This window comes from Sphingobium estronivorans (assembly GCF_008692605.1).
GTDB lineage: Bacteria > Pseudomonadota > Alphaproteobacteria > Sphingomonadales > Sphingomonadaceae > Sphingobium > Sphingobium estronivorans.
Genome location: NZ_LFCT01000011.1, coordinates 98883 through 124819, shown reverse-complemented (window position 1 = coordinate 124819; position 25937 = coordinate 98883). Strand labels below are relative to the sequence as shown.

The 25937-nt window shown below is 67.0% G+C and carries 25 protein-coding genes; 19 read left to right on the top strand and 6 right to left on the bottom strand.

The genetic code is table 11. The features are described from left to right. Nucleotides 1-32: 32 nt before the first annotated feature. The 19 genes from hutI to F7P65_RS09510 all read left to right on the top strand — a co-directional run bounded on the left by hutI (nucleotide 33) and on the right by F7P65_RS09510 (nucleotide 18296). Nucleotides 33-1235: an imidazolonepropionase gene (gene hutI, locus F7P65_RS09600; protein WP_150291513.1), complete on the top strand. Its 1203-nt coding sequence runs from the start codon at nucleotides 33-35 to the stop codon at nucleotides 1233-1235. Next, a complete protein-coding gene (hutH, locus tag F7P65_RS09595) occupies nucleotides 1232-2752 on the top strand; it encodes a histidine ammonia-lyase (RefSeq protein WP_150291512.1) in 1521 nt (506 codons plus the stop codon). The genes hutI and hutH overlap by 4 nt, the downstream gene beginning before the upstream one ends. Then, nucleotides 2752-3561: an N-formylglutamate deformylase gene (gene hutG, locus F7P65_RS09590; RefSeq protein WP_150291511.1), complete on the top strand. Its 810-nt coding sequence runs from the start codon at nucleotides 2752-2754 to the stop codon at nucleotides 3559-3561. The genes hutH and hutG overlap by 1 nt, the downstream gene beginning before the upstream one ends. After that, a complete protein-coding gene (gene hutU / locus F7P65_RS09585; protein ID WP_150291510.1) occupies nucleotides 3561-5228 on the top strand; it encodes a urocanate hydratase in 1668 nt (555 codons plus the stop codon). The genes hutG and hutU overlap by 1 nt, the downstream gene beginning before the upstream one ends. A gap of 106 nt (nucleotides 5229-5334) precedes the next feature. Next, the gene (phhA, locus tag F7P65_RS09580; RefSeq protein ID WP_150291509.1) at nucleotides 5335-6198 is read left to right on the top strand and encodes a phenylalanine 4-monooxygenase; all 864 of its coding nucleotides are present in this window, start codon (nucleotides 5335-5337) and stop codon (nucleotides 6196-6198) included. Continuing rightward, nucleotides 6192-7376 (top strand): amino acid aminotransferase, encoded by a 1185-nt coding sequence (locus tag F7P65_RS09575; protein WP_150291508.1) that lies wholly within the window; start codon nucleotides 6192-6194, stop codon nucleotides 7374-7376. Before phhA ends, F7P65_RS09575 begins: the two co-directional genes overlap by 7 nt. Nucleotides 7377-7392: 16 nt before the next feature. Next, nucleotides 7393-8430 (top strand): 4-hydroxyphenylpyruvate dioxygenase, encoded by a 1038-nt coding sequence (gene hppD, locus F7P65_RS09570; RefSeq protein ID WP_150291507.1) that lies wholly within the window; start codon nucleotides 7393-7395, stop codon nucleotides 8428-8430. Nucleotides 8431-8721: 291 nt separating this feature from the next. After that, nucleotides 8722-9639: a Flp pilus assembly protein CpaB gene (gene cpaB, locus F7P65_RS09565; protein WP_150291506.1), complete on the top strand. Its 918-nt coding sequence runs from the start codon at nucleotides 8722-8724 to the stop codon at nucleotides 9637-9639. A gap of 8 nt (nucleotides 9640-9647) precedes the next feature. Then, nucleotides 9648-10796: a pilus assembly protein N-terminal domain-containing protein gene (locus F7P65_RS09560; RefSeq protein ID WP_150291565.1), complete on the top strand. Its 1149-nt coding sequence runs from the start codon at nucleotides 9648-9650 to the stop codon at nucleotides 10794-10796. Between the two features lie 3 nt (nucleotides 10797-10799). Beyond that, entirely contained in the window at nucleotides 10800-12011 is a 1212-nt protein-coding gene (locus tag F7P65_RS09555) for a CpaE/TadZ family protein (RefSeq protein ID WP_150291505.1), read from the top strand. Further along, on the top strand, nucleotides 12008-13336 hold the full coding sequence (locus tag F7P65_RS09550; protein WP_150291504.1) for a TadA family conjugal transfer-associated ATPase: 1329 nt from the start codon (nucleotides 12008-12010) through the stop codon (nucleotides 13334-13336). Before F7P65_RS09555 ends, F7P65_RS09550 begins: the two co-directional genes overlap by 4 nt. Then, complete coding sequence (locus tag F7P65_RS09545) at nucleotides 13330-14223, top strand: type II secretion system F family protein (protein ID WP_150291503.1); 894 nt, start codon at nucleotides 13330-13332, stop codon at nucleotides 14221-14223. The genes F7P65_RS09550 and F7P65_RS09545 overlap by 7 nt, the downstream gene beginning before the upstream one ends. Then, nucleotides 14223-15062: a type II secretion system F family protein gene (locus tag F7P65_RS09540; RefSeq protein WP_150291502.1), complete on the top strand. Its 840-nt coding sequence runs from the start codon at nucleotides 14223-14225 to the stop codon at nucleotides 15060-15062. Before F7P65_RS09545 ends, F7P65_RS09540 begins: the two co-directional genes overlap by 1 nt. Then, nucleotides 15059-15205 (top strand): hypothetical protein, encoded by a 147-nt coding sequence (locus F7P65_RS22335; protein WP_240334254.1) that lies wholly within the window; start codon nucleotides 15059-15061, stop codon nucleotides 15203-15205. Before F7P65_RS09540 ends, F7P65_RS22335 begins: the two co-directional genes overlap by 4 nt. Nucleotide 15206: 1 nt before the next feature. Beyond that, entirely contained in the window at nucleotides 15207-15407 is a 201-nt protein-coding gene (locus F7P65_RS09530) for a hypothetical protein (RefSeq protein ID WP_150291501.1), read from the top strand. Further along, a complete protein-coding gene (locus tag F7P65_RS09525; protein ID WP_240334253.1) occupies nucleotides 15404-17167 on the top strand; it encodes a TadG family pilus assembly protein in 1764 nt (587 codons plus the stop codon). The genes F7P65_RS09530 and F7P65_RS09525 overlap by 4 nt, the downstream gene beginning before the upstream one ends. A 69-nt stretch (nucleotides 17168-17236) precedes the next feature. Continuing rightward, the gene (locus F7P65_RS09520) at nucleotides 17237-17416 is read left to right on the top strand and encodes a Flp family type IVb pilin (protein WP_150291500.1); all 180 of its coding nucleotides are present in this window, start codon (nucleotides 17237-17239) and stop codon (nucleotides 17414-17416) included. A 6-nt stretch (nucleotides 17417-17422) separates the two neighbouring features. Beyond that, nucleotides 17423-17851: a TadE/TadG family type IV pilus assembly protein gene (locus F7P65_RS09515; protein ID WP_150291499.1), complete on the top strand. Its 429-nt coding sequence runs from the start codon at nucleotides 17423-17425 to the stop codon at nucleotides 17849-17851. Between the two features lies 1 nt (nucleotide 17852). After that, on the top strand, nucleotides 17853-18296 hold the full coding sequence (locus tag F7P65_RS09510; protein WP_150291498.1) for a hypothetical protein: 444 nt from the start codon (nucleotides 17853-17855) through the stop codon (nucleotides 18294-18296). Here F7P65_RS09510 and F7P65_RS09505 read toward each other — a convergent pair. The 6 genes from F7P65_RS09505 to F7P65_RS09475 all read right to left on the bottom strand — a co-directional run bounded on the left by F7P65_RS09505 (nucleotide 18286) and on the right by F7P65_RS09475 (nucleotide 25914). Next, entirely contained in the window at nucleotides 18286-19287 is a 1002-nt protein-coding gene (locus tag F7P65_RS09505) for a ParB/RepB/Spo0J family partition protein (protein WP_150291497.1), read from the bottom strand. The two genes, F7P65_RS09510 and F7P65_RS09505, sit on opposite strands and share 11 nt — an antisense overlap. A gap of 93 nt (nucleotides 19288-19380) precedes the next feature. After that, complete coding sequence (locus tag F7P65_RS09500; RefSeq protein WP_240334252.1) at nucleotides 19381-20586, bottom strand: autotransporter outer membrane beta-barrel domain-containing protein; 1206 nt, start codon at nucleotides 20584-20586, stop codon at nucleotides 19381-19383. A gap of 46 nt (nucleotides 20587-20632) precedes the next feature. Further along, entirely contained in the window at nucleotides 20633-21697 is a 1065-nt protein-coding gene (locus tag F7P65_RS09495) for an EAL domain-containing protein (protein WP_162854585.1), read from the bottom strand. A 149-nt stretch (nucleotides 21698-21846) separates the two neighbouring features. Further along, nucleotides 21847-23340, bottom strand: a complete 1494-nt coding sequence (locus tag F7P65_RS09490) for a hypothetical protein (protein ID WP_240334251.1) — start codon at nucleotides 23338-23340, stop codon at nucleotides 21847-21849. Nucleotides 23341-23643: 303 nt separating this feature from the next. Further along, nucleotides 23644-24204 (bottom strand): 2OG-Fe(II) oxygenase, encoded by a 561-nt coding sequence (locus F7P65_RS09480; protein WP_150291495.1) that lies wholly within the window; start codon nucleotides 24202-24204, stop codon nucleotides 23644-23646. A 54-nt stretch (nucleotides 24205-24258) separates the two neighbouring features. Continuing rightward, on the bottom strand, nucleotides 24259-25914 hold the full coding sequence (locus F7P65_RS09475) for a ShlB/FhaC/HecB family hemolysin secretion/activation protein (RefSeq protein ID WP_150291494.1): 1656 nt from the start codon (nucleotides 25912-25914) through the stop codon (nucleotides 24259-24261). Between the last annotated feature and the right edge of the window lie 23 nt (nucleotides 25915-25937).

The window sequence follows — 25937 nt, the reverse complement described above, 5'->3', positions numbered from 1 at the left end:
ACATTATTGAGTCGACGCCAGTGGGAAATAGGATGCCACCTCCCTGCGACAGAGTTTGGACCCATGCCCGGATCGCCACTTTTTGCGAGGACGCTGGACGGGAGGGGATGGATGTCATTGAAGGCGGCGCCGTGGGCGTGCGCGGGGGTGCGATCTGCTATGTCGGGAGCGCGCGGCACGCGCCCGATGCGGTGGAGGTCATCGATTGCGCCGGACGGTGGATCACGCCGGGGCTGATCGATTGCCACACCCATCTGGTGCATGGCGGCGACCGGGCGGCGGAGTTCGGGATGCGGCTTTCGGGCGCCAGCTATGAGGAGATAGCGCGGGCCGGGGGCGGGATCGTCTCCACCATGCGGGCGACGCGGGCCGCGAGCGAGGATGAACTGGTCGCGAGCGCCCTGCCCCGGCTGGATGCGCTGATGGCCGAGGGCGTCACCACGGTCGAGGTGAAGTCGGGCTATGGGCTGGATTTCCAGAATGAAATGAAGATGCTGCGAGCGGCGCGGCGGTTGGGGGAAGCGCGATCCGTGTCGGTTGCCACGACCTTTCTGGGCGCGCACGCGCTGCCGCCGGAATGGGCCAGGGATGCAGACGGCTATATGGACGGGCTGATCGCGATGTTGCCGCAGGTCGCGCCGCTGGCCGATGCGGTGGACGGGTTTTGCGAGGGGATCGGCTTTTCGCCCGCGCAAATCGGGCGGCTGTTCGACGCGGCGAAGCGGCTGGGACTGCCGGTGAAGCTGCATGCGGAGCAATTGTCCAACCTGCATGGCGCGGAACTCGCGGCGCGGCATGGCGCGCTGTCCGCCGATCATCTGGAGCATCTGGACGAGGCGGGCGTGGCCGCCATGGCGAGCGCGGGCACGGTGGCGGTGCTGTTGCCGGGCGCGTTCTACTTCATGCGCGATACGCAGGTGCCGCCGGTCGACGCCTTGCGGCGGGCGGGGGTGCCGATGGCGCTGGCGACCGACTGCAATCCGGGAACGTCGCCGCTGACGTCCCTGCTGCTGGCGATGAACATGGGAGCGACCTTGTTCCGGCTGACCGTGGAGGAATGTCTGGCCGGGGTGACGCGGGAGGCGGCGCGCGCCTTGGGATTGATCGACCGGGTCGGGACTTTGGCGGTGGGCAAGAGTTGCGACCTGGCCATCTGGGATATCGAGCAGCCCGCTGAACTGGTGTATCGCATGGGGTATAATCCGCTCCATGCCCGTGTGTGGAGAGGAAAATGAAGCTCATTCCGGGCGAGGTCTCGCTGGCGCAATGGCGGGCGATTTACGAGGGCGCGGCGGTCGGGCTGGACCCGGCCTGCGTGCCCCGGATCGCGGCGGGCGCGGCGGCGGTCGAGCGCATATTGGCGCGGCACGAGCCAGTGTACGGGATCAATACCGGCTTCGGAAAGCTGGCGAGCGTCAAGATCGGCGACGAGGATCTGGCGGTGCTTCAACGCAATATCGTGCTGAGCCATGCGGCAGGGACGGGCGCCCCCTCCCCCGTGCCGGTGGTGCGGTTGATGATGGCGCTGAAGCTGGCGAGCCTGGCGCAGGGGGCTTCCGGGATCAGGCCGCAGACCGTGGCCTTGCTGGAGGCGATGCTCGCGCGCGGATTGACGCCGGTGGTGCCCGCGCAGGGGTCCGTGGGGGCGAGCGGCGATCTGGCGCCGCTGGCGCATATGACGGCCGCCATGATCGGCGTGGGCGAGATATGGGTCGAGGGTCAGCGGCTGCCCGCGGCGGAGGCTCTGGCGCGGGTGGGTCTCGCGCCGGTGGAGCTGGGGCCGAAGGAAGGGCTGGCGCTGCTCAATGGCACGCAGTTTTCTTGCAGCTATGCGCTGGCCGGATTGTTCGGGGCGGATCGGCTGTTTCGCACAGCGCTTGTCACCGGGGCGCTCTCGACCGAGGCGGCCAAGGGGACCGACGCACCCTTCGATCCGCGCATTCACCGGCTGCGGCGCCATGGCGGGCAGATCGCCGTGGGTGAGGCTCTGGCGGCGCTGATGGCGGGGTCGGCCATTCGCGCTTCCCACCGCGCCGACGATCCGCGAGTGCAGGACCCCTATTGTCTGCGCTGCCAGCCGCAGGTGATGGGCGCCGCGCTGGACGTGATGCGGTCGGCTGCGGCCATGCTGGAGACGGAGGCCAATGGGGTTTCCGACAATCCATTGATCTTTGCCGACACGGACGAGGCGCTGTCGGGCGGGAATTTCCATGCCGAGCCGGTGGCCTTTGCCGCCGACATGATCGCCATGGCAGTATGCGAGATCGGGTCGATAGCCGAGCGGCGGATCGCGATGCTGGTCGATCCGGCGCTGTCGGGGCTGCCTGCCTTTTTGACGCCCCGGCCGGGGCTCAACAGCGGCTTCATGATCCCGCAGGTCACGGCGGCGGCGCTGGTCAGCGAGAACAAGCAGCGGGCCTTTCCGGCGAGCGTCGATTCCATCCCGACCTCCGCCAATCAGGAGGATCATGTGTCGATGGCGGCGCATGGGGCGCGGCGGCTGGCGGAGATGGTGGACAATGCGCAAGGCGTCATCGGCATCGAATATCTGGCGGCGGCGCAAGGATGCGATTTTCATGCGCCCCTGACCTCCTCCGACGCGTTGGAGGCGGTGCGGGCGCGGCTGCGCGCCGAGGTGCCGCATCTGGAGGAGGACCGGCATTTCCATCCCGATATGGAGATCGCCAATCGCCTCGTGCGGACGGGCGCGGTGATGGAGGCGGCAGGGCTGGCCCTGCCGGGCGTGCTGTGATGGATTGGCTGGACGTCTTTCCGGGCAAGGCGCCTCTGGTGGTCGCCTTGCCGCATACGGGCACCGATCTTGCGGATGTGGAGGACAGGTTTCTTTCGCCCGCGCTGGCGCGGCAGGATGCCGACTGGTGGGTCGACCGGCTTTATGGGTTCGCGCGGGATCTGGGCGCGACGGTGGTGCGTACGGCGGTGTCGCGCAGCGTCATCGACGTGAACCGCGATCCGTCCGGGGCGTCGCTCTATCCGGGGCAGGCGACGACGGAGCTTTGCCCGACGACGACCTTCGACGGCGCGCCGCTTTATCCGGCGGACGGACCCGATGAGGCGGAGATCATCCGGCGGGTCGACCGCTGGTTCGTGCCCTATCATGCGGCGCTGGCCGGGGAGATTGCCCGGCTGCGGGTCCGGCATGGACGGGTCGTCCTCTATGATGCGCATTCGATCCGCAGCCATGTGCCAAGGCTGTTCGACGGCGAATTGCCTGTATTCAACATCGGGACCTTCGGCGGGGTGAGTTGTTCGCCTGTCCTCTCCACGGCCGTGCAGGAGATTTGCGGGGCCAGCGGGCAGAGCCATGTGCTGAACGGGCGCTTCAAGGGCGGGTGGACGACGCGCAACTATGGCGAGCCGGGCAAGGGCGTGCATGCGATCCAGATGGAGCTGGCGATGCGGGGCTATCTCGACGAGCCGCATGGGGTCGACGCCGGCCATTGGCCGCCGGTTTTCGATGAAGATCGGGCCGCGCCGATGACCGATATTCTGACCGATGTGCTGAATGGCTGCATCCGTTTTGCGGTGGAGAAACGCTGATGACCCGTATCGACAACAGCCGCGTCATCCGGCCCGCCACCGGCACGGCGTTGAGCGCGAAAAGCTGGCTGACCGAAGCGCCGCTCAGGATGCTGATGAACAATCTGCATCCCGACGTGGCGGAGCGGCCGGAGGAACTGGTCGTCTATGGCGGGATCGGGCGGGCGGCGCGGGACTGGGAAAGCTATGATCGGATCGTTGAGACGCTGAAGCGGCTGGAGGATGACCAGACTTTGCTGGTGCAGTCGGGGAAACCCGTGGGCGTGTTCCGGACGCATGCCGATGCGCCGCGCGTGTTGATCGCCAATAGCAACCTCGTGCCGCATTGGGCGAATTGGGAGCATTTTCACGAACTCGATAAGCGCGGGCTCGCCATGTACGGGCAGATGACGGCGGGGTCGTGGATCTATATCGGCACGCAGGGGATCGTGCAGGGGACCTACGAGACCTTCGTCGAGATGGGGCGACAGCATCATGGCGGCACGCTGAAAGGCAAATGGCTGCTGACGGCGGGTCTGGGCGGCATGGGCGGCGCGCAACCCCTGGCCGCGGTGATGGCGGGGGCGTCCTGTCTGGCGGTCGAGTGCCAGCCGAGCCGGATCGAGATGCGGTTGCGGACCGGCTATCTGGATGTGGCGGCGGCATCCATCGCGGAAGCGCTGGAAGTCATGGAGCGCAGTTGTGCCGAGGGGAAGCCGGTTTCGGTGGGGCTGCTGGGCAATGCGGCGGAGATTGTGCCGGAACTCTATCGGCGGGGCGTGCGGCCCGACCTTTTGACGGATCAGACCAGCGCGCATGATCCGGTGAACGGTTATCTGCCCATCGGCTGGACCGTGGCGGAGTGGATCGAGCGGCGGGAGCGGGAACCCGAAGCCGTCGCCAAGGCCGCGAAGGCGAGCATGGCGGTGCATGTGCGGGCGATGCTGGACTTTCAGGCGGCGGGCGTGCCGACCACCGATTATGGCAATAATATCCGGCAGATGGCGAAAGATGAGGGGGTCGAGAACGCCTTCGATTTTCCGGGGTTCGTGCCTGCCTATATCCGGCCCTTATTCTGCCGGGGGATCGGGCCGTTCCGGTGGGCGGCGCTGTCGGGCGACCCGGAGGATATTTACCGGACCGATGCCAAGGTGAAGGAGTTGCTGCCCGATGACGCACATCTCCATCAGTGGCTGGATATGGCGCGGGAGCGGATTCACTTTCAGGGGCTGCCGGCGCGGATTTGCTGGGTGGGGCTGGGCGACCGGCATCGGCTGGGGCATGCCTTCAACGAGATGGTGGCGAAGGGCGAGTTGAAGGCGCCGGTGGTGATCGGTCGCGATCATCTGGATTCAGGGTCGGTCGCATCGCCCAATCGCGAAACCGAAGCGATGATGGACGGCAGCGATGCCGTGTCCGACTGGCCATTGCTCAATGCGCTGCTCAACACCGCTTCGGGGGCGACATGGGTGTCGCTGCATCATGGCGGGGGCGTCGGCATGGGCTATTCGCAGCACTCCGGCATGGTCATCGTCGCGGATGGAACCGAGGCGGCGGCGAAGCGCTTGGAACGGGTGTTATGGAACGATCCCGCGACCGGCGTGATGCGGCATGCCGATGCCGGCTATGCCATTGCGCGCGATTGCGCGCGGGAAAAGGGATTGGATTTGCCCGGCATATTAGGATGAGATTGTTTCATATTCCATGACAGCGCGATGATTCTGTTTCGGGAAATGGCGGAATCGCCGCGAAATTGAAACCCCATTTCCCCTTGCCCATGCGATAAGGCATTCCATGGCACAGGCTGAACAGGCACTTCCCAAGGGCGCGGCGGCGGACTGGACGGTTCCGCAGGACTGGACGGCCTATGGCGCGGACGAACATGCGATGTGGGACCGGCTGTTCGAGCGGCAGGCGGCGATGCTGCCGGGGCGGGTCGTGCCGGAATTTCTGGAAGGGCTGGACATATTGCGGATGACCAAGCCCGGCATTCCCGATTTCGCCGAATTGTCGGAACGGCTGATGAAGCGCACCGGCTGGCAGGTGGTGGCGGTCCCGGGACTGGTGCCGGATCGGGTGTTTTTCGAACATCTCGCCAATCGACGCTTCGTTGCCGGGCGCTTTATCCGCAAGCCGGAGCAGATCGATTATTTGCAGGAACCGGACGTCTTTCACGATGTCTTTGGCCATGTGCCGTTGCTGACCCATCCGGCCTTCGCCGATTATATGCAGGCCTATGGCGAAGGCGGTCTGCGCGCCGACCATATGGGCGCGATCGATCATCTGGCGCGGCTTTACTGGTATACGGTGGAGTTCGGGTTGATGCGGCGGGAGGGTGCGTTGCAGCTTTATGGGGCAGGCATCGTCTCCTCCTATGGCGAGTCGGTGTTCGCGCTGGACGATGCATCGCCCCATCGGATCGGTTTCGATCTCAAGCGATTGATGCGGACGGAATATCGCATCGACGACTATCAGCAGAGCTATTTCGTCATCGACAGTTTCGAGGATCTCCTGGCGAAGACTTCAAACGTGGATTTCGGCCCCATGTATCGGGAATTGGAAGGAGCGACCGACCTGGCGCCAGATGCGCTGCTGGCGGAGGATCGCGTCTATCATCGCGGGACGCAGGATTATGCGCGGGCGAAGATGCCATGCTGACGCATGATCTGGTGGCGGACCGATCCTTTTTCGGTGGCTTGGCCGTGCAACCGGCCGACGCGCTGCTGGGGCTGATCGGGCTGTATCGGGCGGATGATCGGCCGGGGAAGATGGATCTGGGCGTCGGCATGTTCCGCGACGATCTGGGGAGGACCCCGGTGATGCGCGCGGTCAAGGCGGCCGAGGCGCAGCTGGTCGAGACGCAAGCAACGAAATCCTATCTGGGCGCGGAAGGCGATGTCCGCTTTGCCGAATTGCTGGCGGAGGTCGCCTTCGGGACGGGGTCTGACCGGCTGACCGGCGTGCAGACGCCCGGCGGGACCGGGGCGCTGCGGCTGGGCGCGGAGTTGATCGCGCGGAGCCGTCCGGGCGCCACCGTCTGGATCGGAACGCCGACCTGGCCCAATCATGCACCGATCTTTCGGGATGCGGGCCTGGCGATCCAGACGCATCGTTTTTTCGACGTAGCGAGCGCGGCGATCGATTTCGATGCGATGGTCGAGGATCTGGGCGAAGCGCAGGCGGGCGACGTGCTGTTGCTGCATGGATGCTGCCACAATCCGACCGGTGCTGGCTTTACCGGCGCGCAATGGTGGGACATCGCGCGGCTTTGCGAGAGCCGGGGTTTGCTGCCGTTCATCGACCTAGCCTATCAGGGGCTGGGCGATGGGCTGGAGGCGGATGCGGCGGCAATGCGCGCCTTGCTCAAGGCGCTGCCCGAGGCGGTGATCGCCTATAGCTGCGACAAGAATTTCGGCCTGTATCGGGAGCGCGTGGGCGCGCTGTGGGTGCAGTCGGCTTCGACCGAACCGGTGCGCGGCAATCTGCTGGCGCTGGCGCGATCGATCTGGTCGATGCCGCCCGATCATGGCGCGGCGGTGGTGCGGCTGGTGCTGGAGGATCCCGCGTTGCGCGCCGATTGGGCGGCGGAGTTGGACGCGATGCGGGCGCGGATCAACGGGCTGCGCGCGGCATTGGCAGCGAGCCATCCCCGGCTGGAAACGATCGCCGGGCAGCGGGGCATGTTCGCGCTGTTGCCGCTGGGACCGGATGCGGTGGAGGCGCTGCGCCGGGAGCATGGCATTTACATGGCCGGCAATGGCCGGATCAATATTGCGGGCCTGACGCTGGAGAATATTCCCGCCTTTATCGTGGGCGTCGCGCCCTATTTATCGTAATCGAGAGGATCGCCTTATGGTCGATAACAATAATCCGCTGGGGCTTAACGGTTTCGAGTTCGTTGAGTTCACCTCGCCCGATCCCGAAGCCATGGGACGCCATTTCGAACAATTGGGGTTCGTTGCCAGTCATCGGCATCCCACCAAGAATATCACCCGTTACAAGCAGGGCCGCATCAACCTGATGCTGAACCGCGACGATGCGGGGCGGGTCGCGGCCTTTCGCGGCGAGCATGGTCCTTCCGCCAGCGCCATGGCCTTTCGCGTGGCCGATCCCGAGGCGGCGATGGCCTGGGCGCTGGAGCATGGCGCCAAGCCGACGGATGAGGACGATACCGTCATTCAGGGGATAGGCGGTTCCTATCTCTATTTCATCAGGGATGGGGAAGATCTCTACGCCGATTGGGCGGCGTTTCCCGGCTGGCAGGAGGCGGAGGCCAAGAATAATGTCGGGCTCGATCTGCTCGACCATTTGACCCACAATGTCCGGCGCGGACAGATGCGGGTGTGGAGCCAGTTCTACCGCACGCTCTTCGGTTTCGAGGAGCAGAAATATTTCGATATCAAGGGACAGGCGACGGGCCTCTTCAGCCAAGCGATGATCGCGCCGGACAAGGCCATTCGTATTCCCCTCAACGAAAGTCAGGACGACAAGAGCCAGATCGAGGAGTTCATCCGGCAATATCATGGCGAGGGCATTCAGCATCTCGCGCTGACCACCGCCAATATCTATGAGACGGTGGAAAGGCTGCGGGCGCGCGGCGTGAAGTTGCAGGACACGATCGAGACCTATTATGAGCTGGTCGACAAGCGCGTGCCCGGCCATGGCGAGGATCTGGAGCGGTTGAAGAAGAACCGCATCCTGATCGACGGCAATGTCGGCGAGGAAGGCATTTTGCTCCAGATCTTTACCGAAAATATGTTCGGGCCGATCTTTTTCGAGATCATTCAGCGCAAGGGCAATGAAGGTTTCGGGAATGGGAATTTCCAGGCGCTGTTCGAAAGTATCGAGCTGGATCAGATCCGGCGCGGGGTGATTACGGTGGATGCCTGATACCAAGGTTGGTCAAGCCCGCGCGGCGCTTGAGCGAAACCCACTTGTGATCGGTCGAAGACCCAGCACGATGGTATGAGCCGGGCGCCGCTGGACAATTGCAACCATTTTGAACCAATCGCATTCGGTTTTGCGTAATCGGCGCGCGCAAAAGCGGAGGCGCAATTACGCAAAACCGGACTTTCCGCGCTGGAACCGGCTTGCGCGACATTGCGCCGTAACGGTTCCTTCTTTCATGCCCTGACAATCGCTGCAAGGCTATGAAATCCCCTGTTTTCTGGGGGAGTATCCATGCGGCTGGGTTTGAAAGCGAAGCTGACCATCGCCTTGGGGCTGGCGGCGGCTTGTGCCTTTCTGGTCCTGGGCATTCGGGAATTGCGCAGCGGGGCCGCGATGGCGCGCCATGCGGCTACGCCCGCCCTGCCCGCCAAGACGCCTGTGTCCACCGTGCTGCTGGTGCAGGCGGCGCGCCCGATCCGCACCGGGGAAACCATTACCGCCGCGATGATCCGTAACGCCGCGGGCGATCCGGCGCGTTATCCACGCGCCGCGACCGCCGCCGAAGTGGTGGGCAAGGTGGCGACGCGGGACATAGCCGCCTGGGCTTTGATCGCCCGCGATGCGGTAGGGATGGAGAGCAAGCTCGCCATTCGCGTGCCGATGGGGATGCGGGCGATCAGCATCGATACCACGGCGGAGATCGCCGTCGCCGGGCTGGTGCGGCCGGGGGACCGGGTGGACGTGCAGGTCGTCTATCCCGGCGCCGATGCGATCAGTGGCGCGCGCGGCTCCGGGCGGAGCCGCGCGCAGGCGCTGTTGCAGATGGTGCAGGTGCTGGCGGTGGGCGAGGTCGTGCTGGGGACGCCGCAGGGTTCGGGAGCGGATGGGTCGCTGTCCTCCCCTCCCCAGCCGGCGCGCACGGTGACGCTGGCCCTGACGCCGGAGCAGGTGTCGACGCTGTCGCTCGCGAAGAGCATTGGCGCGCTGACGCTGTCGCTGCGCAATCCGGCGGACAATGCGCAGGTGGCGGTGGCGATGGCGGCTTCGTCCGCGCCTGATCCGGTGCCGCCGCCTGTAGCGCCGCGCATGGCGGCGGTTCCCGCATCAGTGCCTGCGCCGCGTGCCGCACCCCGGCCCGCCCCTCATGCCATCGAACTGGTCGTCGGCGACCGGCGCGAAACCATCTATTCGGGGAGTGCCGGCCGGTGAAGACTTTATTGACCCTGATCGCACTGGGTCTGCCCATGTCGGCGGCGGCGCAGACGGCGCTCCACATGAGGGAGCAGCGCACCCTGTCCTACCCCCGCGCCATCGGGCGGGTCGAGGTGGACCGGGAGGGCGTGTTGTCCGTCGCCGCGCCAACGGCCCGGTCGTTGCGAGTGACGGCCATTGGCGCGGGGGAGGCGACCGTCAGCGTCTATGGCGGCGACGGCGGGCTGATCGCGCAGGAGCCTGTCCGCGTGGAGGCCGACAGCGCGCCGGTCGTCCGGGCCGGCGAGCAGGTCGTGGCGGTGGACGTGCAGTTCGCCGCGGTGTCCACGACGACGCTGAAAGCTTTGGGGTTCAACTTCTCGAAACTGAGCGGGGATATTCAGGGCGCCATTGTTTCGCCGAGCAGCCTGGGCAGCGCGGCCTTCAACCCCGGCGGCCTTGCGCTGGAGGCCAGCGCGCCGATCCAGAACGCTTTCAACCTGTTCCTGTCCGCGCCCAATCGCGGCATCGGGGCGGTGTTGAGCGCGCTGTCGTCCAATGGGCTGTCGCAATTGCTGGCGCAGCCGACGCTGCTGGTACGCTCCGGGGAGCAGGCGAGTTTTCTGGCAGGGGGCGAGTTTCCCGTGCCGGTGCCGCAGATTTCAGGATCGGGCAATACGCTGTCGATCCAGTATAAGGAGTTCGGCGTGCGGTTGTCGGTCACGCCCTATGTGTTGTCGAAGGATCATATCGTCCTGAAGATCGCGCCGGAGGTCAGCGAACTCGATTATAATAATGGCGTACAGTTGCAGGGCTATGTCGTGCCGGGGCTGCGGCGGCGGTCGGCGGAAACGACCGTCGAACTGGGCAGCGGACAAAGCTTCGTGATCGCGGGCCTCAGCTATTCCAGCCAGACGGTGACGAAGGAAAAGGCGCACTTTCTGGGTGATATTCCGGTGCTGGGCGCCTTCTTCAAGCGGCAGCAGAACCAGAAGGAAAAGCAGGAACTGATTATCGTCGCCACGCCACGGCTGGTGGGTCCGGTGAAGGCGGAGGAGATACCGCCGCTGCCGGGCGCGGCGACGGCAGGGATCGATCCGGGCATTGGCGACATGATTCTGGGCACGGACGGGCTGGACCAGACCAGCGTGCCCTTTGGCATGGTGAGGCGGTAAGCGATGGCGACGATCTTCCTGCTTTCCGTCGACCGGATGCTGGCGCAGCGGATCGATGAAGCGATGGCCGGGCGCGCGACGATCGAACTGGTGCAGTCGATTGAGCGGGAGGCTTTGGCCGGGCCGTGCCTGATCGTGATCGACCGGGCAGCGATTCCGCCGGAGCGGGCCTTGTCCGCCGCCATCGCGACAGTGGTGGAGAGTGCGAGCGGGCGGCCCGTGGTGCTGGCGACCGAGGACATGCAGGCGGAACCCTTGCTGCGCGCCATTCGCGCCGGGGCAAATGATGTCATTCCGCGTGGCGGCGAAGGGGCGGAGATTGCCGTCATTCTGGCGCGGCTGCTGAACGAAGCCGTCGTGGATCGGGCAAGCCGGGGGCGGCTGACGCTGGTGCTGGGCGCGGATCGGGATGCCTGCGCGATGGTCGCGACCGATCTGGCGATGACAGGCGCGGGCGGATCGACTTTGCTGATCGACTGTACTTTGCCGACCAGTGCGGCGGCGACTTATCTGGACATCAGTGTCGATTATGGGCTGGCTTCGGCGATTGGCGACAGGGAGCGGCTGGACGCCAGCCTGCTCGCCAGCACGGTGGCGCGGCATGGGCCGAGCGGGTTGATGCTGCTGACCTTCGACGGGGGAACCGGGGCGGAGCCTGCGGGGCTGTTGCCCGGCGACCTGGCGGCGCTGATCCGGCTGCTGCGGGGCTGTTGCAGCGATGTGGTGCTGAATGTCGGAAGCCTGCGCCATGGCGGGCTGCTGCGCGAGGTGGTCGCGGAGGCGGATCGGGTGGAACTGCTTTGCGGCCAGTCGATCCGGGAGATCGAGGCGTGCCGGAGGCTGCTCGACCGGATCGGGGCGGAGCGCGACCGGGTGGAAGCGATGCGGTTGCTGGTGTGGGACCATCTGCCCGGCGTGCTGCTGGACGGGCGGCGGATGGCGGAGGCTCTGGGGGTCGGGTCGGTGCTGCCCTTGCCGGTGGATCGCGGACGGATGCGCAATGCGCTGAACGCCGGGCGGCCGCTGGCGATGGAAGCGGATGGCGGGGCCTATATGGCGGCGATCAGGCGGGCCTGCGGGGTCGCGGCGACCGGCGGCGGGATGGATCGGTTGCGGCGCAGGATGCGCAAACTGGTCAGCGATTTCGAGCCTGATGCGAACATCTGGCGGCTCGGAAATCGCGGCAAACAGGAACGTGCGGAGAAAGCGTCGTGAGTGTGCTGACCGGGGAAGAGGGCTTCGTGCCCGCGCGGGAGGTGCGGATCGCGCCGCTCGCCCAGCCCGCCGCGCAGCGGATGAGCGACAGCTATCAGTTGGCCAAGGCACAGACTTGCGCGCAGTTGATCGAGCAGTTGGAAGCGCGAGGGGAGACGGCGGAAACGCTGGGGCCGCGGGCGCTGCGCGAGGAGATTGAGCAGGTTATCGCCAGCCGCAGCCGACGGGGGCAATTGGCGCTGAACAGCGCGGAACGGCTGTTGCTGATCGAGGATGTCGAGGATGAAGTCGCGGGCATGGGGCCGCTGGCGCCTTTGCTGCGCGACGCCGGGGTGGACGACATCATCGTCAACGGGCCGGGGCATATCTATGCCGAGCGCGGCGGCTTGCTGGAGAAGGTCGAGACGCGGTTTCGCGATGACGCGCATCTGATGAATATCATCCAGCGGATCGTCGGGCCGATCGGGCGGCGGGTGGACGAGGCCAGTCCCTATGTCGATGCGCGGCTGCCGGACGGGTCGCGGGTGAATATCGTTATTCCGCCGGTGGCTTTGGACGGGCCGACGCTCTCCATCCGCAAGTTCCGGTTGCAGAGCATGACCATCGAGGACTGTGTCTCCGCCCAGATGATGAGCGCGGACATGGCGGCTTATCTTTGTGCGGCGGTGCGGTCGCGGCTGAATATCCTGATTTGCGGCGGGACCGGGGCGGGCAAGACGACTTTGCTCAACATGCTCTCGACCTTCATCGGGGACCGGGAGCGGCTGATTACCATCGAGGATGCGGCGGAACTGCAATTGCGGCAGAGCCATGTGGTGCGGCTGGAGACGCGGCCGCCGACCGTAGACGGCAGCCGGGAGGTGAGCAGCCGCGAACTGGTGCGCAATGCGCTGCGGATGCGGCCGGACCGGATCATTTTGGGCGAAGTGCGCGGCGTCGAGGCCGTCGAGATGTTGCAGGCCATGTCGACCGGGCATGACGGGTCGATGGCGACCTTGCACGGTAATTCGCCGCGGGACGCCTTTGCCCGGCTGGAGATGCTGCTGGGCTTTGCCGGGGTGCAGAGCGACATTCGCGCGATCCGGCGTTTCATCGCCAACAGCGTGCATGTGGTGGTGCAGTTGCAGCGGCTCGCCAATGGCAGTCGGCGGGTGATGTCGGTCAGCGAGGTGACGGGGCTGGAGGGCGATGCCTATTCGCTCAATGACCTGTTCGCCTTTCAGGAGCAGCCTGCCCTATCGGGATCAGGCGCGTTTCGCACCCTGTCCTTGCGGCCCTTTTTTGCGGCGCGGCTGCGGGATTATCGGAGCGGGGGGCCATGCTGAGCGGCGTCGCCTTTCTGCTGCTGGCGGCAATGATCCTGAGCGGGATCGGCCGGGTGCTGCTGGCGGAGCGGGGACGGCAGCGGGCGGAGATCGACCGACGGCTGGGTCTGGGTCCGGCGGCGGTGGTGCATCGTCGGGTGGTGTTGTCGGTGCCGGACAGGGTCGCGCCCTTGCTGGTGCAGGCGCAGGTCGAAGTGACGGCGCGGGCGCTGGGGATGATCGGTAGCGTGCTGGCCTTGTCGGCGCTGTTTGCCTTGCTGGCGGCAGGGCCGGTGGCGGCCGTGATCGTGATCGCCGCTATGCCGCTGGCGCTGCTGGGCTGGGTGCGGCGGCGGGCGCAGCGGCGGGTCGAGGCGCTGATCGAAGCGCTGCCCTATTATATCGACGCCGTGCGGCAGTTGCAGGCGGTCGGCAATTCGCTGGCGCAGGCGCTGGAGCGCGCGCTGAGTGACGCACCCGCGATTGTGCGCGACTATATCGCGCCGGTCGCGCGCCGGCTGGAACTCGGCGCGCCGGTGGCGGACGCGATGCAGATGCTGGCGGAACGGCTGCGCGTTCCCGAAATATCGATGCTCGCCGCCGCGATCCGCACCAATATGCGCTATGGCGGGTCGATTTCGGCGGTGCTGCTGAACCTGTCCAGCATCCTGCGCGAGCGCATCCGCATCAAGCGCGAGTTGAAGGCGGCCATTTCCGAAGCGAAGATCAGCGGGCGGGTGCTGATCGTCATGCCGCTGGTGGCCATGGCGGCGCTGGTGGCGATGAACCCCGCTTATGTCGATTTCTTCGTGCACGATCCGCGCGGGCACAGGCTGGCCGTCGTGGCGGTGGTGCTGCAGGGGCTGGGGATGCTGGTCATGCGGCGGGTGATGAGGCTCGCCTTCTGATGGGCGCGTTGTTCCTTTTTTGCGCGGCGCTGGGCTTGGCCTGTGCGCTGACGGGGGCGCGGATGCAACTCGCTGACCGGCGGTTGGAGGCGCGGCTGGGCATGGGCGGGGAGCGGGCCGTCTTCCGCCTGCCGGGGGCCTTTGCGGCGCGCGGGCGGGATCGATCGGAGATTGCGGGCAAGCTGATGCTGGCCGGTTTTCAGGATGCGCGGGCGGCGGACTGGTTCCTATGGGCACGCATGGCGGCGACCGCGGGCGTGGCGCTGGCGGTGATGCTCGCGGCGCGGATCGCGTGGGGCGGCTGGTTCGCCCAGCCGCTGCTGATCGTGATCGCCGCGGGCCTCACCTATGTCGGGGCGAAGCAGGCGATCCAGATACTGGCGGCACGGCGGGCGCGGGCGATCATGGCGGAATTTCCCTTCCTGCTCGACCTCATGCTGATGATGCTGGAGAGCGGCATTTCGCTCGACCAGTGCTTCCGGTCCATTGCGCGGGAGGAAGCCATCGCCGTGCCGCATCATGCGCGGCTGATCGCGATGCTGGTGGCCGATCTGGACCGGGGCCTGCGCTATGAACTGGCGCTGGACCGCTGGGCGGCGCGGGTGGCGGTGAGCGGGGCGAAGGAACTGGCGGCGCTGTTCCGGCAGGCACTGTTCCAGGGTGTCGAGCTGGCCCCGGCGCTGCGCGAATTCGTGCGCGAGTTCACCCAGCGCCGCGTTGCGCGCGCGCGGGAGGCGATGGGCGGCATCATGCCTGGGGCTATGCGCTGCTGCGCGCGGGGCAGGCGGGGGCGGCGATCGAAGCCTTGCGGGGGGCAAGCGATCTGGCGCCGCAGATGACGGTCATTCGCAACAATCTGCTGTTGGCGCTGATGGTCGGCGGCCAGCGCGCCGAGGCCGAGGCCGGGTTGCGGCGCATCGGGGATGGGGCGCTGCGGCAAAAGCTGGCGGCAGAGGCTGCGCGGATCGGGACGGGAGGCTGAAATGATTTTACTGATGGTGATGCTGGCCTCCCCTCCTCCCATGCCGGTGGAGAGTGAAGCGCGGCGGGTGGTGGAGGCGCAATTGCGCGCCGCACCTCGGGTAGAGGATGAACTGTCCGCCGAGGAAGCGGCGCGCATCCGGCAACTGTATCGGGAAGCCATCGGCCAGCGCGTCGAGCGGGCGGCGGATGCACCGCGGTGAAGCCGCTTGCCGCCCTTTGGCGCGATCGGTCCGCCGCCGTGGCGCCGATGGTGGCCGCCCTGGGGGCGATGCTGATCGGGGCGGCGGGCTTTGCGCTGGATGCGGGGCTTTATTATGTGGGGCAGCGGACCCTGCGCGCGGCGACCGATGCCGCCGCGCTCGCCGCCGCGATGAACCCGGCGCAGGCGGCGGCGCGGGCACGCGACAGCCTGACCCGCAATGGTTATGACCCCACCATTCTCCAGTCGGTGGAACTGGGGCGCTATTGCCCCGATGTCGGGCTGAACGCCGCGCAGCGCTTCGACGCCGGCATGGCATTGTGTCCGGGCAATGGGCGGGTGAACGCCGTGCGTATCCGCACCGGCCAGCCTGCCCGCCGGTTCCTGATGCAAGTGCTGGGACCGGCCAATCCCCTGCCCGATCTGGCCGCCAGCGCCACCGCCGCGCGCATCGATGAAGCCGGGGTCGGCATCACCTCCGGCATCCTCACCGTCACCAATGCGCTGGTGAACAGCGTCAACGATCTGCTGGGCGCGTTGTTGGGGGTGAAGCTGCGCCTCTCCACTGCCGATGTCGAGGCATTGATGGCCAGCAACATCGATGCCGGGCTGTTCTTCGATGCCCTGGCACAGCGGGTCGGGGAGAGCGGAACCTATGGCGCGCTCACCAGCCGGACGGTGGGCTTGCAGGATCTGCTCCATGCCGCCGCCAGCGCTGCCGACAACAGCGCGACCGCCGCCACGCTGACCTTGCTCGCGGGGCAGGTGAGCAATGGCTATGCGGTGCCGCTGAGGGGGCTGTTCGGCCTGGGCGTGTGGAAGAATATGCCGGTGGGCGGCGCGAATGAGGCACCGGCGCTGCGCGCGGGGATCAATGCCTATCAGCTGTTTTCCTTCGCGGTGCAGGCCGGCAATGGCAGCGTCGACCTGTCGAACGCCATCGGCACCGTCGCGCCGGGCAGCAGCGTGAAGCTGGCCGCGCTGGCGACCGGGCCGATGGACCGCCCGCGCTTTTCCTTCGGCCCGGCGGGGGAAACCAGCGTCGCCACATCGGCGCTGCGGCTGCAATTGCAGGTCGGGCTGACCAATATCGCGCTGCTCAATAATCTGGTGTCGATCAACCTGCCGGTGACGATCGACATTGCGGCGGCGCAGGGACAGCTGAGCGCCATCGACTGCCCCGACACGGCCGAGCAGGCGCGGGACACGCGGGTGACGGTTCAGGCGAATACGGGGCTGGTCAACGCCTATATCGGATCGGTGCCCGCCGGTGCGATGACGCGGCCCATGCCTGCCTTGTCCGCCGCCGACGTGCAGTCGACCCGGATCGTCAGCCTGCTGGGCATCGTCACCGTGGACAGCCGCGCCGTGGCGCAGCCGGTGATGGGCAATAGCGGCGCGCTGCTCTTCGGCCCCGGCGGGCAGGGCAGCATCGGGCGGCCCGGATCGCCCGGCACTTCGGCCAGCATCGGTAACGGGTCGCTGGTCGGGCCGTTGCTGACGTCGCTGGTCGGCAGCCTTGCCGCGTCGGACGGATTGCAGGTGCAGTTGCTGGGCCTGTGCATTCCCATCGTCTGCGAAACGACCACGGCGCTGGCGCGGTCGCAATTGCTGAACGGGCTGGTCAATCCGCTGGCCGCGCTGGTCGGGACGACTATCGATCCGCTTGTCACCAACCTGCTTGCGGCGCTGGGCATCCAGCTTGGCCATGCTACGCTCTGGGTGACGGGTGCGCGATGTGGAGTGCCGGTGCTGGTCTGAGATTTTGGCGAGCGGTCCCTCCCCGCCCCTCGCCGCCCATCATTTCGGGGAGACTGAGGAGAAGAGAAGATGAAGAAGTGGACCCAGTTGCTCGCCCGTCTGAAGCGGGATGAAAGGGGCCTGACGGCGGTGGAATATGCCGTGCTGGGCGCGGTGGTGGTGGCCGCCATCGTCGCGGTCGGCACCAATTTCCAGACCCAGTTGGGCGCGGCCTTCACGACCATGTTCAACAGCATCCCCAAGGGCTGATCCACCATGCGCAAGGGGGTGCGCCAATTTCCGGCATGCGAAAGGGGGCTGGCGGCGCTGGAATTCGCGCTGCTGGCGCCCGCATTGCTGATGCTGGTCTTTGCGGTCGTGCTCTATTCCTTTTACTTCGCGGCGTTGATGGGGGTGCGCCATGCCGCCGTGGAGGGGGCACGCGCTGCGGTTGCGGGCCTGTCCACCGCCGAACGCACGACGCTGGCGCAGAACCGGGCGCGGGCGGTGATCGACGGCTATGGCACATTATTGTCGGCAGGCGGCGGGCCGGTCATCACGGCGGGGGCGGATGCGACAGGGACCTTCCGGGTGCGCGTCAGCTACAGCATGAGCGGCAGTCCGATGATGCGCTATGCCGGGTTGGTGCCCATGCCTTCGCCCAGCGTCAGCGCCAGCATCATCGTGACCAACGGGAGCTATTGATATGAACGGGATGCAATGGATCGGCTGCGCGGCGCTGATCCTGCTGCTGTTGCCGGTGCTGGTGTTGCATTGGGAAGGGCGGGCGGTGACGGATCGCTTCTATGGGCTGATCGCGCTCTGCGGTATCGGTTTTGCCGGGCTGGCGCATGGCGTGTCGGGGATGGCGATGGCGGGGGCGATTGGGCTGGCTTGCCTGGCGCTGCTGTCGTCTGCCATTGCCGTGCTTGCGCTGCGGTGGCGGTTGCTGACGGGCGGGCATATCAAGCTGTTGGCGGCGGGCGCGACCTGGTTGAGCGTGACCGGCGCCTTGCTGATGCTGGGGTTGGCCCTTGCGCTGTTCCTGATCGCCGCCGTCATTTTGCGTGTACGCAAAGCCGCCGATCCCCGGCCCGACATGGCGGGTATCGCGGCCATCGCCCTGCTTTCGGCTCAGTTCATGGCGTAACCGGCGCGGCCCGGGCCGCGACGATGGTTTCGCGCAGTCGGGCCAGCACCTCATCCAGATCGGTATCCTCCGCGATGCTGAGATCGACCGTCAGGCCGCCGCTGCGGCTGGCCTTGGCCCGGCCGATGCGCGCCCCGCCGGCGATGATGGCGATGTCGCGCGCCTCCTCCGGCGATTGCGGCGTGGCGGCTTCCCGCAGCCGGGCGAGCACCGTGGCGGGCGGGATCATGCGCTCGCCCTGAAGTGCCAGCGTCTGTTGCTGCTCCCCGATCAGCCGCGCTTCGGCGATCATCCGTCCGCGCTGTTCCGGGCGGCGGAGCAGCGGCGTCAGCAATTCCGAATAGCGCACTTTGAGTTCGTCCTTCGTGGCGAAGGCGTTGACCACCTCCTCGGGCAGTTGGGCGAGCGCCAGCAGGCGGCTGAGCTGGCTGTTGGAGAGGTTCAGCGCCTCCGCCATGCGCGACTGCACCCCGCCATAGAAGCGATCCACCGCCGCCTGATAGCTGCGCGCCCGGTCCAGTTCGCTGATGTCCGCCCGCTCGCGATTTTCGATGTCGGCAAGGCGGAAGGCTTCCTCATCCGACAGGTCGACGACCAACGCCGAGAGCCGCATGTCCGGGCGGCCATGATGGTTGAGCCAGTCGACCGCGAAGCGTCGGCGGCTGCCGACCAACAGTTGATAGGGCCGATCCGATCCCGGCGGGTTGAGACGCACCAGCACGGGGATGCGGTTGCCACCCTCGCTGGCGATGGACTCGATCAGCGAACGGCAGCTGTCCGCCGTCAGGCCGGGCTGGTCGCGGGGATTGCCGTCCCACACCGAACATTCGCCCGGCTGGATCGAAATGGCCGAGCGCGAACCCGTGCCATGGTCCGCGAAGCAGGCAAGCCGCTGGTCGAGGCGGCTGAGCGCCTCCTGGTCGCCGGCTACTTTCGGGGCGGGCGGTTCATAGGACAGCGCGGCCAATATGTCGCGGATGAAGCGGGCCATGGATCACTCCCTTTTTGCGTATCTTGGGACACGCAATAGCCGGTTGCGCGGCGCTTGGGTGAGGAAGCCGGTCCGTTTCGGCGCAATCCCCCTTCAGAAACGCCGGCCGAGCGTCAGCGTCGCCGCATGGATATGGCGGTCGGAGCCAAACTCGCCCGCATAGCCGAGGCGAACGGTCGTGCGGCTGTTCCAGGTGGCGCTGAGGCCCGCATTCACCAGTCCCGCATCGCGCGCCAGCCGGGTCGGGCGGAGGGTGAAGATGGGCAGATCGCGAGTGGCGAAGCGCGCCTCGATCCGGCTGTCGGGACGGCTGCGCAATTCGCGCTGCCATTGCGCTTCGACCGAGGGGCGCAGCGTCCAGCCGCCTTGCGCGACGTTCGCGGACAGGCGAGCGCCCAGCGCGCCGCGCAGCGATTGGGTGCGGAAGGGGGCGACTTGCAGTGCGGCGGGGCCGCCATTTTCGGTGAAGCCGCTGACATCGGCATAGCGATAGTGCAGCCCGGCAAAGGGCTGGACCCGCAAGGCGCCCGCGCGGACCATCGCGCCCGCCTCGCCCGACACGGCCCAGCCGTCGCCGTCGACAGGTGCGATCATCCGGTCGGCAAAGCCGGTCCAGCCGACCTGCCGCCGCAGCTTATATTCGGACAGGGTGTAGGACGCGGTCGCATCGGCATAGAAGCGGCCGTTATTGTAGCTGACATAGGGTCCGATGTGGCTCGTGAACAGGGTGATGCGGGGGCGCTGCGCCCGGTCGAGCCGGGCGTCGAGACCGTCAATGCCCAGCGTCGCGCCAAGGATGAAGCCACGCACCGGCGTGACGTCGATGGCGAAGCGGAGCGAGCGGCTGTCGGAATCCGCCGCCGGGCGGTCGGTTCGTCCCTTGTATCGCGCCTGTTTGACGCCGCCGGTCAGCATCATGTGGATGGTCCGATCGCCGCTCGTCGGCACGCTGGCGGAGGCGTCGACGGCGATGCTGCGCCGTTCGGCCAGCCAGCTTCGAATTTCCCGGTCGCTGGCGTCCATCGTCTGGATCGAAAGGCGCGGGAGCAGACTGTCGCTGCGCGGCGACAATTGCCCCAGCGCGTCGGCGCGGGTCGCCGCATCCGGCAGGGCGTCGATGGAGCCGAGCATGGCCGCGCGGTCGCTACTGGGCGCGGGCGCGGCGTCGAACATCACGCCGACCGCCGCTTCGCCCGGCGTCGCCGCATAGGGCGCATAGGGTCCGGCAAGGGCTGGCTCCGCCACGGCGCCGAGTAGCAGGACAGCGCCGATCAGGGGCGCAAAAGACCATTTCGACAAGATAATTTCCCCTCTTTTTGAATATTTTGCGTGTACGCAAAGCCGATCAAGCAAGCGTGGATGGGCGAAGCGATCCGCCAGGCAGTGCGCGAATGGCAGGCGCAGGCGGCGGCAGGCCCGGATCGCGCCGGAGGCTGGAGCGCCCCAGCAAGGCGCCCGCCATCCACTCCATCTCCTCGTCCAGCGCGATCTGGAGGTGGCGCCCGGATTCGACGCCGTCGACGATCACCGTGGGGCAGACCATCCGCGCCAATAGGATCAGATGCCCCAACTGCGCCCGATGGTCCGGCGAACGGGGCGCCATCTGCATGAAGGCGCCGTCCAGCTTCACCATGTCGGGCGCCAGCGCCATGAGCTGCCCGACCGAGGCCCGGCCCGTCCCGAAGCGGCCGATGGCGATCCGCACGCCCAGCGCCTGAAGCTGGCGCAGACGGGGCTGGCAATCGTGCATGGCGGGCGGCGGGTCGCGTTCGACAATCTCGATCACCAGCCGCCTTGCAAGGCCCCGGTCACGCTTCAGGCGGAGGATCAAGTCGCTCCACCCTGCATCCTGCCCCTTCAGGCTTCGCGCGGAAAGGGCGACGGACAGACAGGCCAGCGGATCGGCCGCCAACGCGTCGATCACATCGGCCAGCAACGGCCGGTCGAGCCGATGGGCCAAACCCAGCCCGGCAAGCGCGGCATAGCCCGCCGCGCAATCGACCGCCACGCCATCCTCCCCGACGCGGCGGAGTTGCGCTTCATGATAGAGGATCGCGCCCGGATCGCGCGGGCTGGCAATGGGCCGCCACGCGAAATGGGTCGTGCCGCGCCGGACGGCCTGCAACAGCGCCACGGCAAGCTGCATGTCGCGGCGATAGCGGAAGGCGGGCGAGGGAATATCGTGGGCGGGATCGATCCCGTCGCGGTCCAACGAGACGGAGAGGAGGATTTCCTGCCCGTCGAAATGGAAAGGCTCCGACTCCAGCATGGCGCGGAGGCGATCGCCCGCCATGCCGGCATGGCGCGCCGCCGCTGCGCGCAGATGCTGTTGCGCGGCATAAGCGGCCTGTTCGCCATAGGCGGCACGGATCGGCGGCAGATTGTTCAGGCGAACGGTCGACAGATGCATGAATGTCCTTCCCCGATGAAATATGGGTTTGAGGAGGCGGTGCGCCGCCGCCTCCTCGCCCCCGCCCATCCCCCGGGGGCACTGGGAAGATGGGCTACCGGCGCGCGCGGCCCGCCATGCATGAGGTCATGCCGGGCCGCACGCCCATGTCAGTGGCTGCGCCCCAGCAGCCCGCCCAACAGGCCGGTGACGGGCGCGGTGACGCTCTCCGCCGGGCTGCCCGATCCGGTCGCGGGTGCAAGGACGCCATTCACCAGCCCGGTGACGGGCGCCAGCACATCCCCGGACAAGGGAGCGCTCCCCTGCCCTCCCCCGAGCAGGCCCGTCACCACCCCAGTGACGGGCGCAAGCGACGAACCGCCCTCACCGCCGCCCGGCAGCGTCGGCGCCAGACCGTTCACCGCATCGAGCACGGGTGCGACGGCACCGCTCACCGTGCTGGTGACGGCAGCGACCGCCGGAGCAGCCGCGCCGCCGATCTGGGTGACGGCGCTTTCCGCCTGCGGTCCCAGCACGCCGCCGACCAAAGTGCCGACCGGCTGCAATCCGGCCTCCACCCCTGCGGCCGTGGTCGGCAACGCCACGTCGACCAGATTGCCCTGCGACAGGACGCCGACCGTGGCGAGCTGGCCCGTGACCGCGCCGCTGTCCGCAGGCAGCAGGTTGACACCGACCAGCGTGGAGGGTGTGGACGGGCCGGTCAGCGCATTTCCGCCGACATTCGCGCCGACCAATGGACCCCCGATTGCGCCCGAGGGATTGCCGCCCACGCCGCCCAGCGGACCCGTCACGCCGCCAACGACATTTTCCACCAGCCCGGTAACGGGGGCGAGCGCGCCATTTTCTCCCACCAGCGGGCCGGTGACGGGCGCCAGGACCTCGTTCACCGTGCCCAGCAGCGGTGTGGCGACCTGATCGACGGTCGATGTGACCGTCGCCACCGTGGGTGAGAGGCCGTTGGTCAGTTGCGTCACCGCGCTGCCCGCCGGAGCGCCGAGCAGTGTTCCGGCAAGGGTGCCGACCGGGGCCAGTCCTTGCTGGACACCCTGCGGGGTGGTGGGCAGCGCCACTTGCGCGACGGTGCCGTCGCCGGTCAGCAGATCCACCGTCGCTACGCTGCCGGTCGCACCATCGGCGCCGGGCAGGATGTTGACGCCGACCAGCGAACCGGGGCCGGTCGGGCCGACGACCGGAACATTGCCAACCGAAACACCGATGATCGATCCGGTGCTGGCGCTACCGGGGCCCGTGGGACCGGTTGGACCGGAGGGACCTGTAGGACCCGTCGGACCAGACGGGCCGGTCGGGCCAGAAGGACCGGTTGGACCAGTAGGTCCCGTGGGGCCGCCAGGGCTGCTCGGCCCATTGGGGCCTGCGGGACCCGAAGGGCCGCTCGGGCCGCTGGGTCCGCTGGGACCATTAGGACCGCCGGGGCCGTTGGGACCTGCCGGACCGGAGGGCCCGGTCGGTCCTGTGGGGCCGCTGGGATGGCTCGGGCCCGATGGGCCGGAGGGCGACTGGCCGCCGCCTGCCCCAATATCGAACCCGACACCATCGGCGCAGGCGCCGAGCAGGAGAAGAGGAATGGCGGTGGCGCACAGCAGATAGCGCCTTCCCGACCGGACCGATCCGTGACGTCGCATTGAAAACTCCCTGTTTGACTGCGATCAGCTCGCGACAGGTTCAGATTAGGACCGACAGTTCTTATCGCCTCGTCAAGAAGAAACCGCTCTGGTGGGAATGGTTCAGGAGTCAGGAAACGCCGCTTTCGCGCCACGCAAAGGCGGGGTGGCCCATCCGCAACGCCCCGCGCCTGACGTGGAATATCGCGAATATTGGGCGTTTCTTTCGCGTCTATAGGCTTTCTCGGTCGCAACAGGGGTCGAAGTCCGCGCAAATCCGGGGTGAAGAATATTCCCCCGATCTGGACATTGTTCCCAACGGCGTCAGCGCCAGCGCGGTCCTTCGATCCAGCTGACCAGGCTTCGCCGCATGCCCCGGGTCACAGGCAGGACGCGGTGCTGGAGGAAGGACGGAAAGATCAGCATGCTCCCCCGGGATGCAAAGCTGGCGCCCGGTTGCTGCAGGCCGAAAAATTCGAACACACCCCCTTCATAGTCCTCCGGGTCGGACAATTGCACGACCACGGACAGTTTCCGGTCGAACGGGCGCGCCGATTCCAGCCAGACATCCTGATGCCAGTCATATTTGCCCTGCGCCCGGCCATGATATTCGGTGAATTGCAGTTCGTAGGGACCGACAATGTCGATGCCGAAATTGGTGCGGTTGGACGAATGGACGAACTGCATCAGCCGATCGACCACATCCTTGTCGCGATGCACATCCAGCCAACTGATCGTCGACGACCGATAGGCCTGATCGCTGCGCTCCGCCTGAGCGAAACCCACGGTCGCGGATTGCCGTTCGGAGAGCGCGGCCCGCTTGATGATGGCATCGCATTCCGCGCCGGTCAGCGCGGACGGCCAGACCTCCCACACATTGTTCATCTGTCGCTTCCCTGTTTTGCTGTCGTCTTTTTTGCGTCCACGCAAAAGGCGCGGTCAGAATGCCCGGCTGACGCCGAAGAAGAAGCGCGCCCTGCGGCTATAGGCGGGATTGGGGCGCTTGACCGGAACGGCGACCTCCGCGTTCAGCCGCCATTTGGGGCCAAGCGCCACGCGCACGCCGCCGCCCGCCGACGCCAGCCGATGATCCTGCGCCGCCAACCCATAGGCCGGGCGCGCCGTGGCATGGGCGAGCGCGGCGTCGGCATAGACGAACAGCGCGCTGGCCTTCAGCAGCGGCGACCGGGCGGGAAGCGACCAGGCCAGTTCCAAGCTGCCCGCCAGCGCCTGTTCCGCGGTCAGCGTACCGGTGCGAAAGGCCATGCCCGCCCCCCGACCGCCCAGGGAAAAGCGCTCCGTCACCGGCAGATCATCCTTCGAATATTGCGCTTTCACGGTCGCCTTCATCATCCATTGTTTCGTCAGGCTTTCGACGGCGACTGCCTGAACATTGACCTTGGTGAAGCCGGTTTCGGAAAAGCCGGCGAAGGCCTTCGCGCCCAGCGCGTCGAGGCCCCGGCTGACGACGGCGGACAGGGCGTGGCCGCTGGTCGCATCGGCATGGGACCAGGACGCGCCGAGCCGGACCGTCCGCGACCGATAGTCCCCGAACCGGACGTCGAGAAAATAATTGTTGCTGTCGATCCCGTCGAGCGAGGCCGTGACCGACATATGGGTGCGGGCGGAACGAATGACCGGATAGCTGAGCGACAGCCCGGCCAATGTCGCGTCCCCTTCGATCCGGCTGTCGCGCGAGCGGCTCTGCAAATGGGCGGCCTGGGCGGAGAGGGTCAGGCCATTGCTGTCCATGGGCGTGGCGTGGCTGATCGAATAATATTGATAACGGTCCGGATAGAAGGGCAGATAGCCCGACAGGCGGGTGGTGTCGCCTTCGCGCAGCAGGCCGTTGGCGGTGATCGAGAGTTGCGCCTGCACCCCCTCCACCACATTGCTGACGCCGCTATTGTCGATCAGCAGGCCGATCTGCACCTGCGTGCGCTTGACGATGAGGTCGATCCGCAAGTCGCCGGGCTGGGCCAGTTGCCGGATCTGCGCATCGACCGTTTGCCCCGGAATGTCGCGCATCAGCGACAGGGCGCGGTCCAGCGTGCGCTTGCGCAGCGGCGTTTCGCGCATCAGCCGCCGCATATGCGCGGCGATCAGGCGGGTGGGCGTGCTGGGGGAGAGGCCGGCCAGCCGATAGTCGCGCACCCGCCCCTCGACCAGCCGCACCGTCAGCACGCCGCCGGTCGGCACCTGCGCCGGGATGGAGACGGAATAATAGGCAATGTCGCTCTTCGCATAGACAGCGCCGACCGCCTGGGCGATGCCTTGCAGCACATCCGTCGTCAGCGGACGGCCGATAAAAGGCGCGGTGGCGGCATCGAGCCGCGCGGGATTCAGCGTCGATCCGGCATAATGCAACGCGGTGAGCCGCGTCGTCGCGGCGGAGGGCGCGGGCGGAGCAAGCTGGACCGGGGGCGCGGAACGGACCTGCGGCGGGGGCACGGGCGCGATCCGGGGTTCCACCCGGTCGGAACGGTCGCGGTCGATGACCGGCGCCTGATCCTGCGCCATGGCGGGCATGTGAAGCAGCAGGCCAAGCAGCATCGCCAGCGCAAAGCCCGTCACTGTCCTGATAAAGCTGACCATCTTTCCCTGCCACCCCGGATCCG

Coding starts and splice junctions, on each gene's coding strand:
- hutI (WP_150291513.1), top strand. CDS start 33: ATGCCACCTCCCTGCGACAGAGTTTGGACCCATGCCCGGATCGCCACT.
- hutH (WP_150291512.1), top strand. CDS start 1,232: ATGAAGCTCATTCCGGGCGAGGTCTCGCTGGCGCAATGGCGGGCGATT.
- hutG (WP_150291511.1), top strand. CDS start 2,752: ATGGATTGGCTGGACGTCTTTCCGGGCAAGGCGCCTCTGGTGGTCGCC.
- hutU (WP_150291510.1), top strand. CDS start 3,561: ATGACCCGTATCGACAACAGCCGCGTCATCCGGCCCGCCACCGGCACG.
- phhA (WP_150291509.1), top strand. CDS start 5,335: ATGGCACAGGCTGAACAGGCACTTCCCAAGGGCGCGGCGGCGGACTGG.
- F7P65_RS09575 (WP_150291508.1), top strand. CDS start 6,192: ATGCTGACGCATGATCTGGTGGCGGACCGATCCTTTTTCGGTGGCTTG.
- hppD (WP_150291507.1), top strand. CDS start 7,393: ATGGTCGATAACAATAATCCGCTGGGGCTTAACGGTTTCGAGTTCGTT.
- cpaB (WP_150291506.1), top strand. CDS start 8,722: ATGCGGCTGGGTTTGAAAGCGAAGCTGACCATCGCCTTGGGGCTGGCG.
- F7P65_RS09555 (WP_150291505.1), top strand. CDS start 10,800: ATGGCGACGATCTTCCTGCTTTCCGTCGACCGGATGCTGGCGCAGCGG.
- F7P65_RS09545 (WP_150291503.1), top strand. CDS start 13,330: ATGCTGAGCGGCGTCGCCTTTCTGCTGCTGGCGGCAATGATCCTGAGC.
- F7P65_RS09540 (WP_150291502.1), top strand. CDS start 14,223: ATGGGCGCGTTGTTCCTTTTTTGCGCGGCGCTGGGCTTGGCCTGTGCG.
- F7P65_RS22335 (WP_240334254.1), top strand. CDS start 15,059: ATGACGGTCATTCGCAACAATCTGCTGTTGGCGCTGATGGTCGGCGGC.
- F7P65_RS09530 (WP_150291501.1), top strand. CDS start 15,207: ATGATTTTACTGATGGTGATGCTGGCCTCCCCTCCTCCCATGCCGGTG.
- F7P65_RS09520 (WP_150291500.1), top strand. CDS start 17,237: ATGAAGAAGTGGACCCAGTTGCTCGCCCGTCTGAAGCGGGATGAAAGG.
- F7P65_RS09515 (WP_150291499.1), top strand. CDS start 17,423: ATGCGCAAGGGGGTGCGCCAATTTCCGGCATGCGAAAGGGGGCTGGCG.
- F7P65_RS09510 (WP_150291498.1), top strand. CDS start 17,853: ATGAACGGGATGCAATGGATCGGCTGCGCGGCGCTGATCCTGCTGCTG.
- F7P65_RS09505 (WP_150291497.1), bottom strand. CDS start 19,287: ATGGCCCGCTTCATCCGCGACATATTGGCCGCGCTGTCCTATGAACCG.
- F7P65_RS09495 (WP_162854585.1), bottom strand. CDS start 21,697: ATGCATCTGTCGACCGTTCGCCTGAACAATCTGCCGCCGATCCGTGCC.
- F7P65_RS09490 (WP_240334251.1), bottom strand. CDS start 23,340: ATGCGACGTCACGGATCGGTCCGGTCGGGAAGGCGCTATCTGCTGTGC.
- F7P65_RS09480 (WP_150291495.1), bottom strand. CDS start 24,204: ATGAACAATGTGTGGGAGGTCTGGCCGTCCGCGCTGACCGGCGCGGAA.
- F7P65_RS09475 (WP_150291494.1), bottom strand. CDS start 25,914: ATGGTCAGCTTTATCAGGACAGTGACGGGCTTTGCGCTGGCGATGCTG.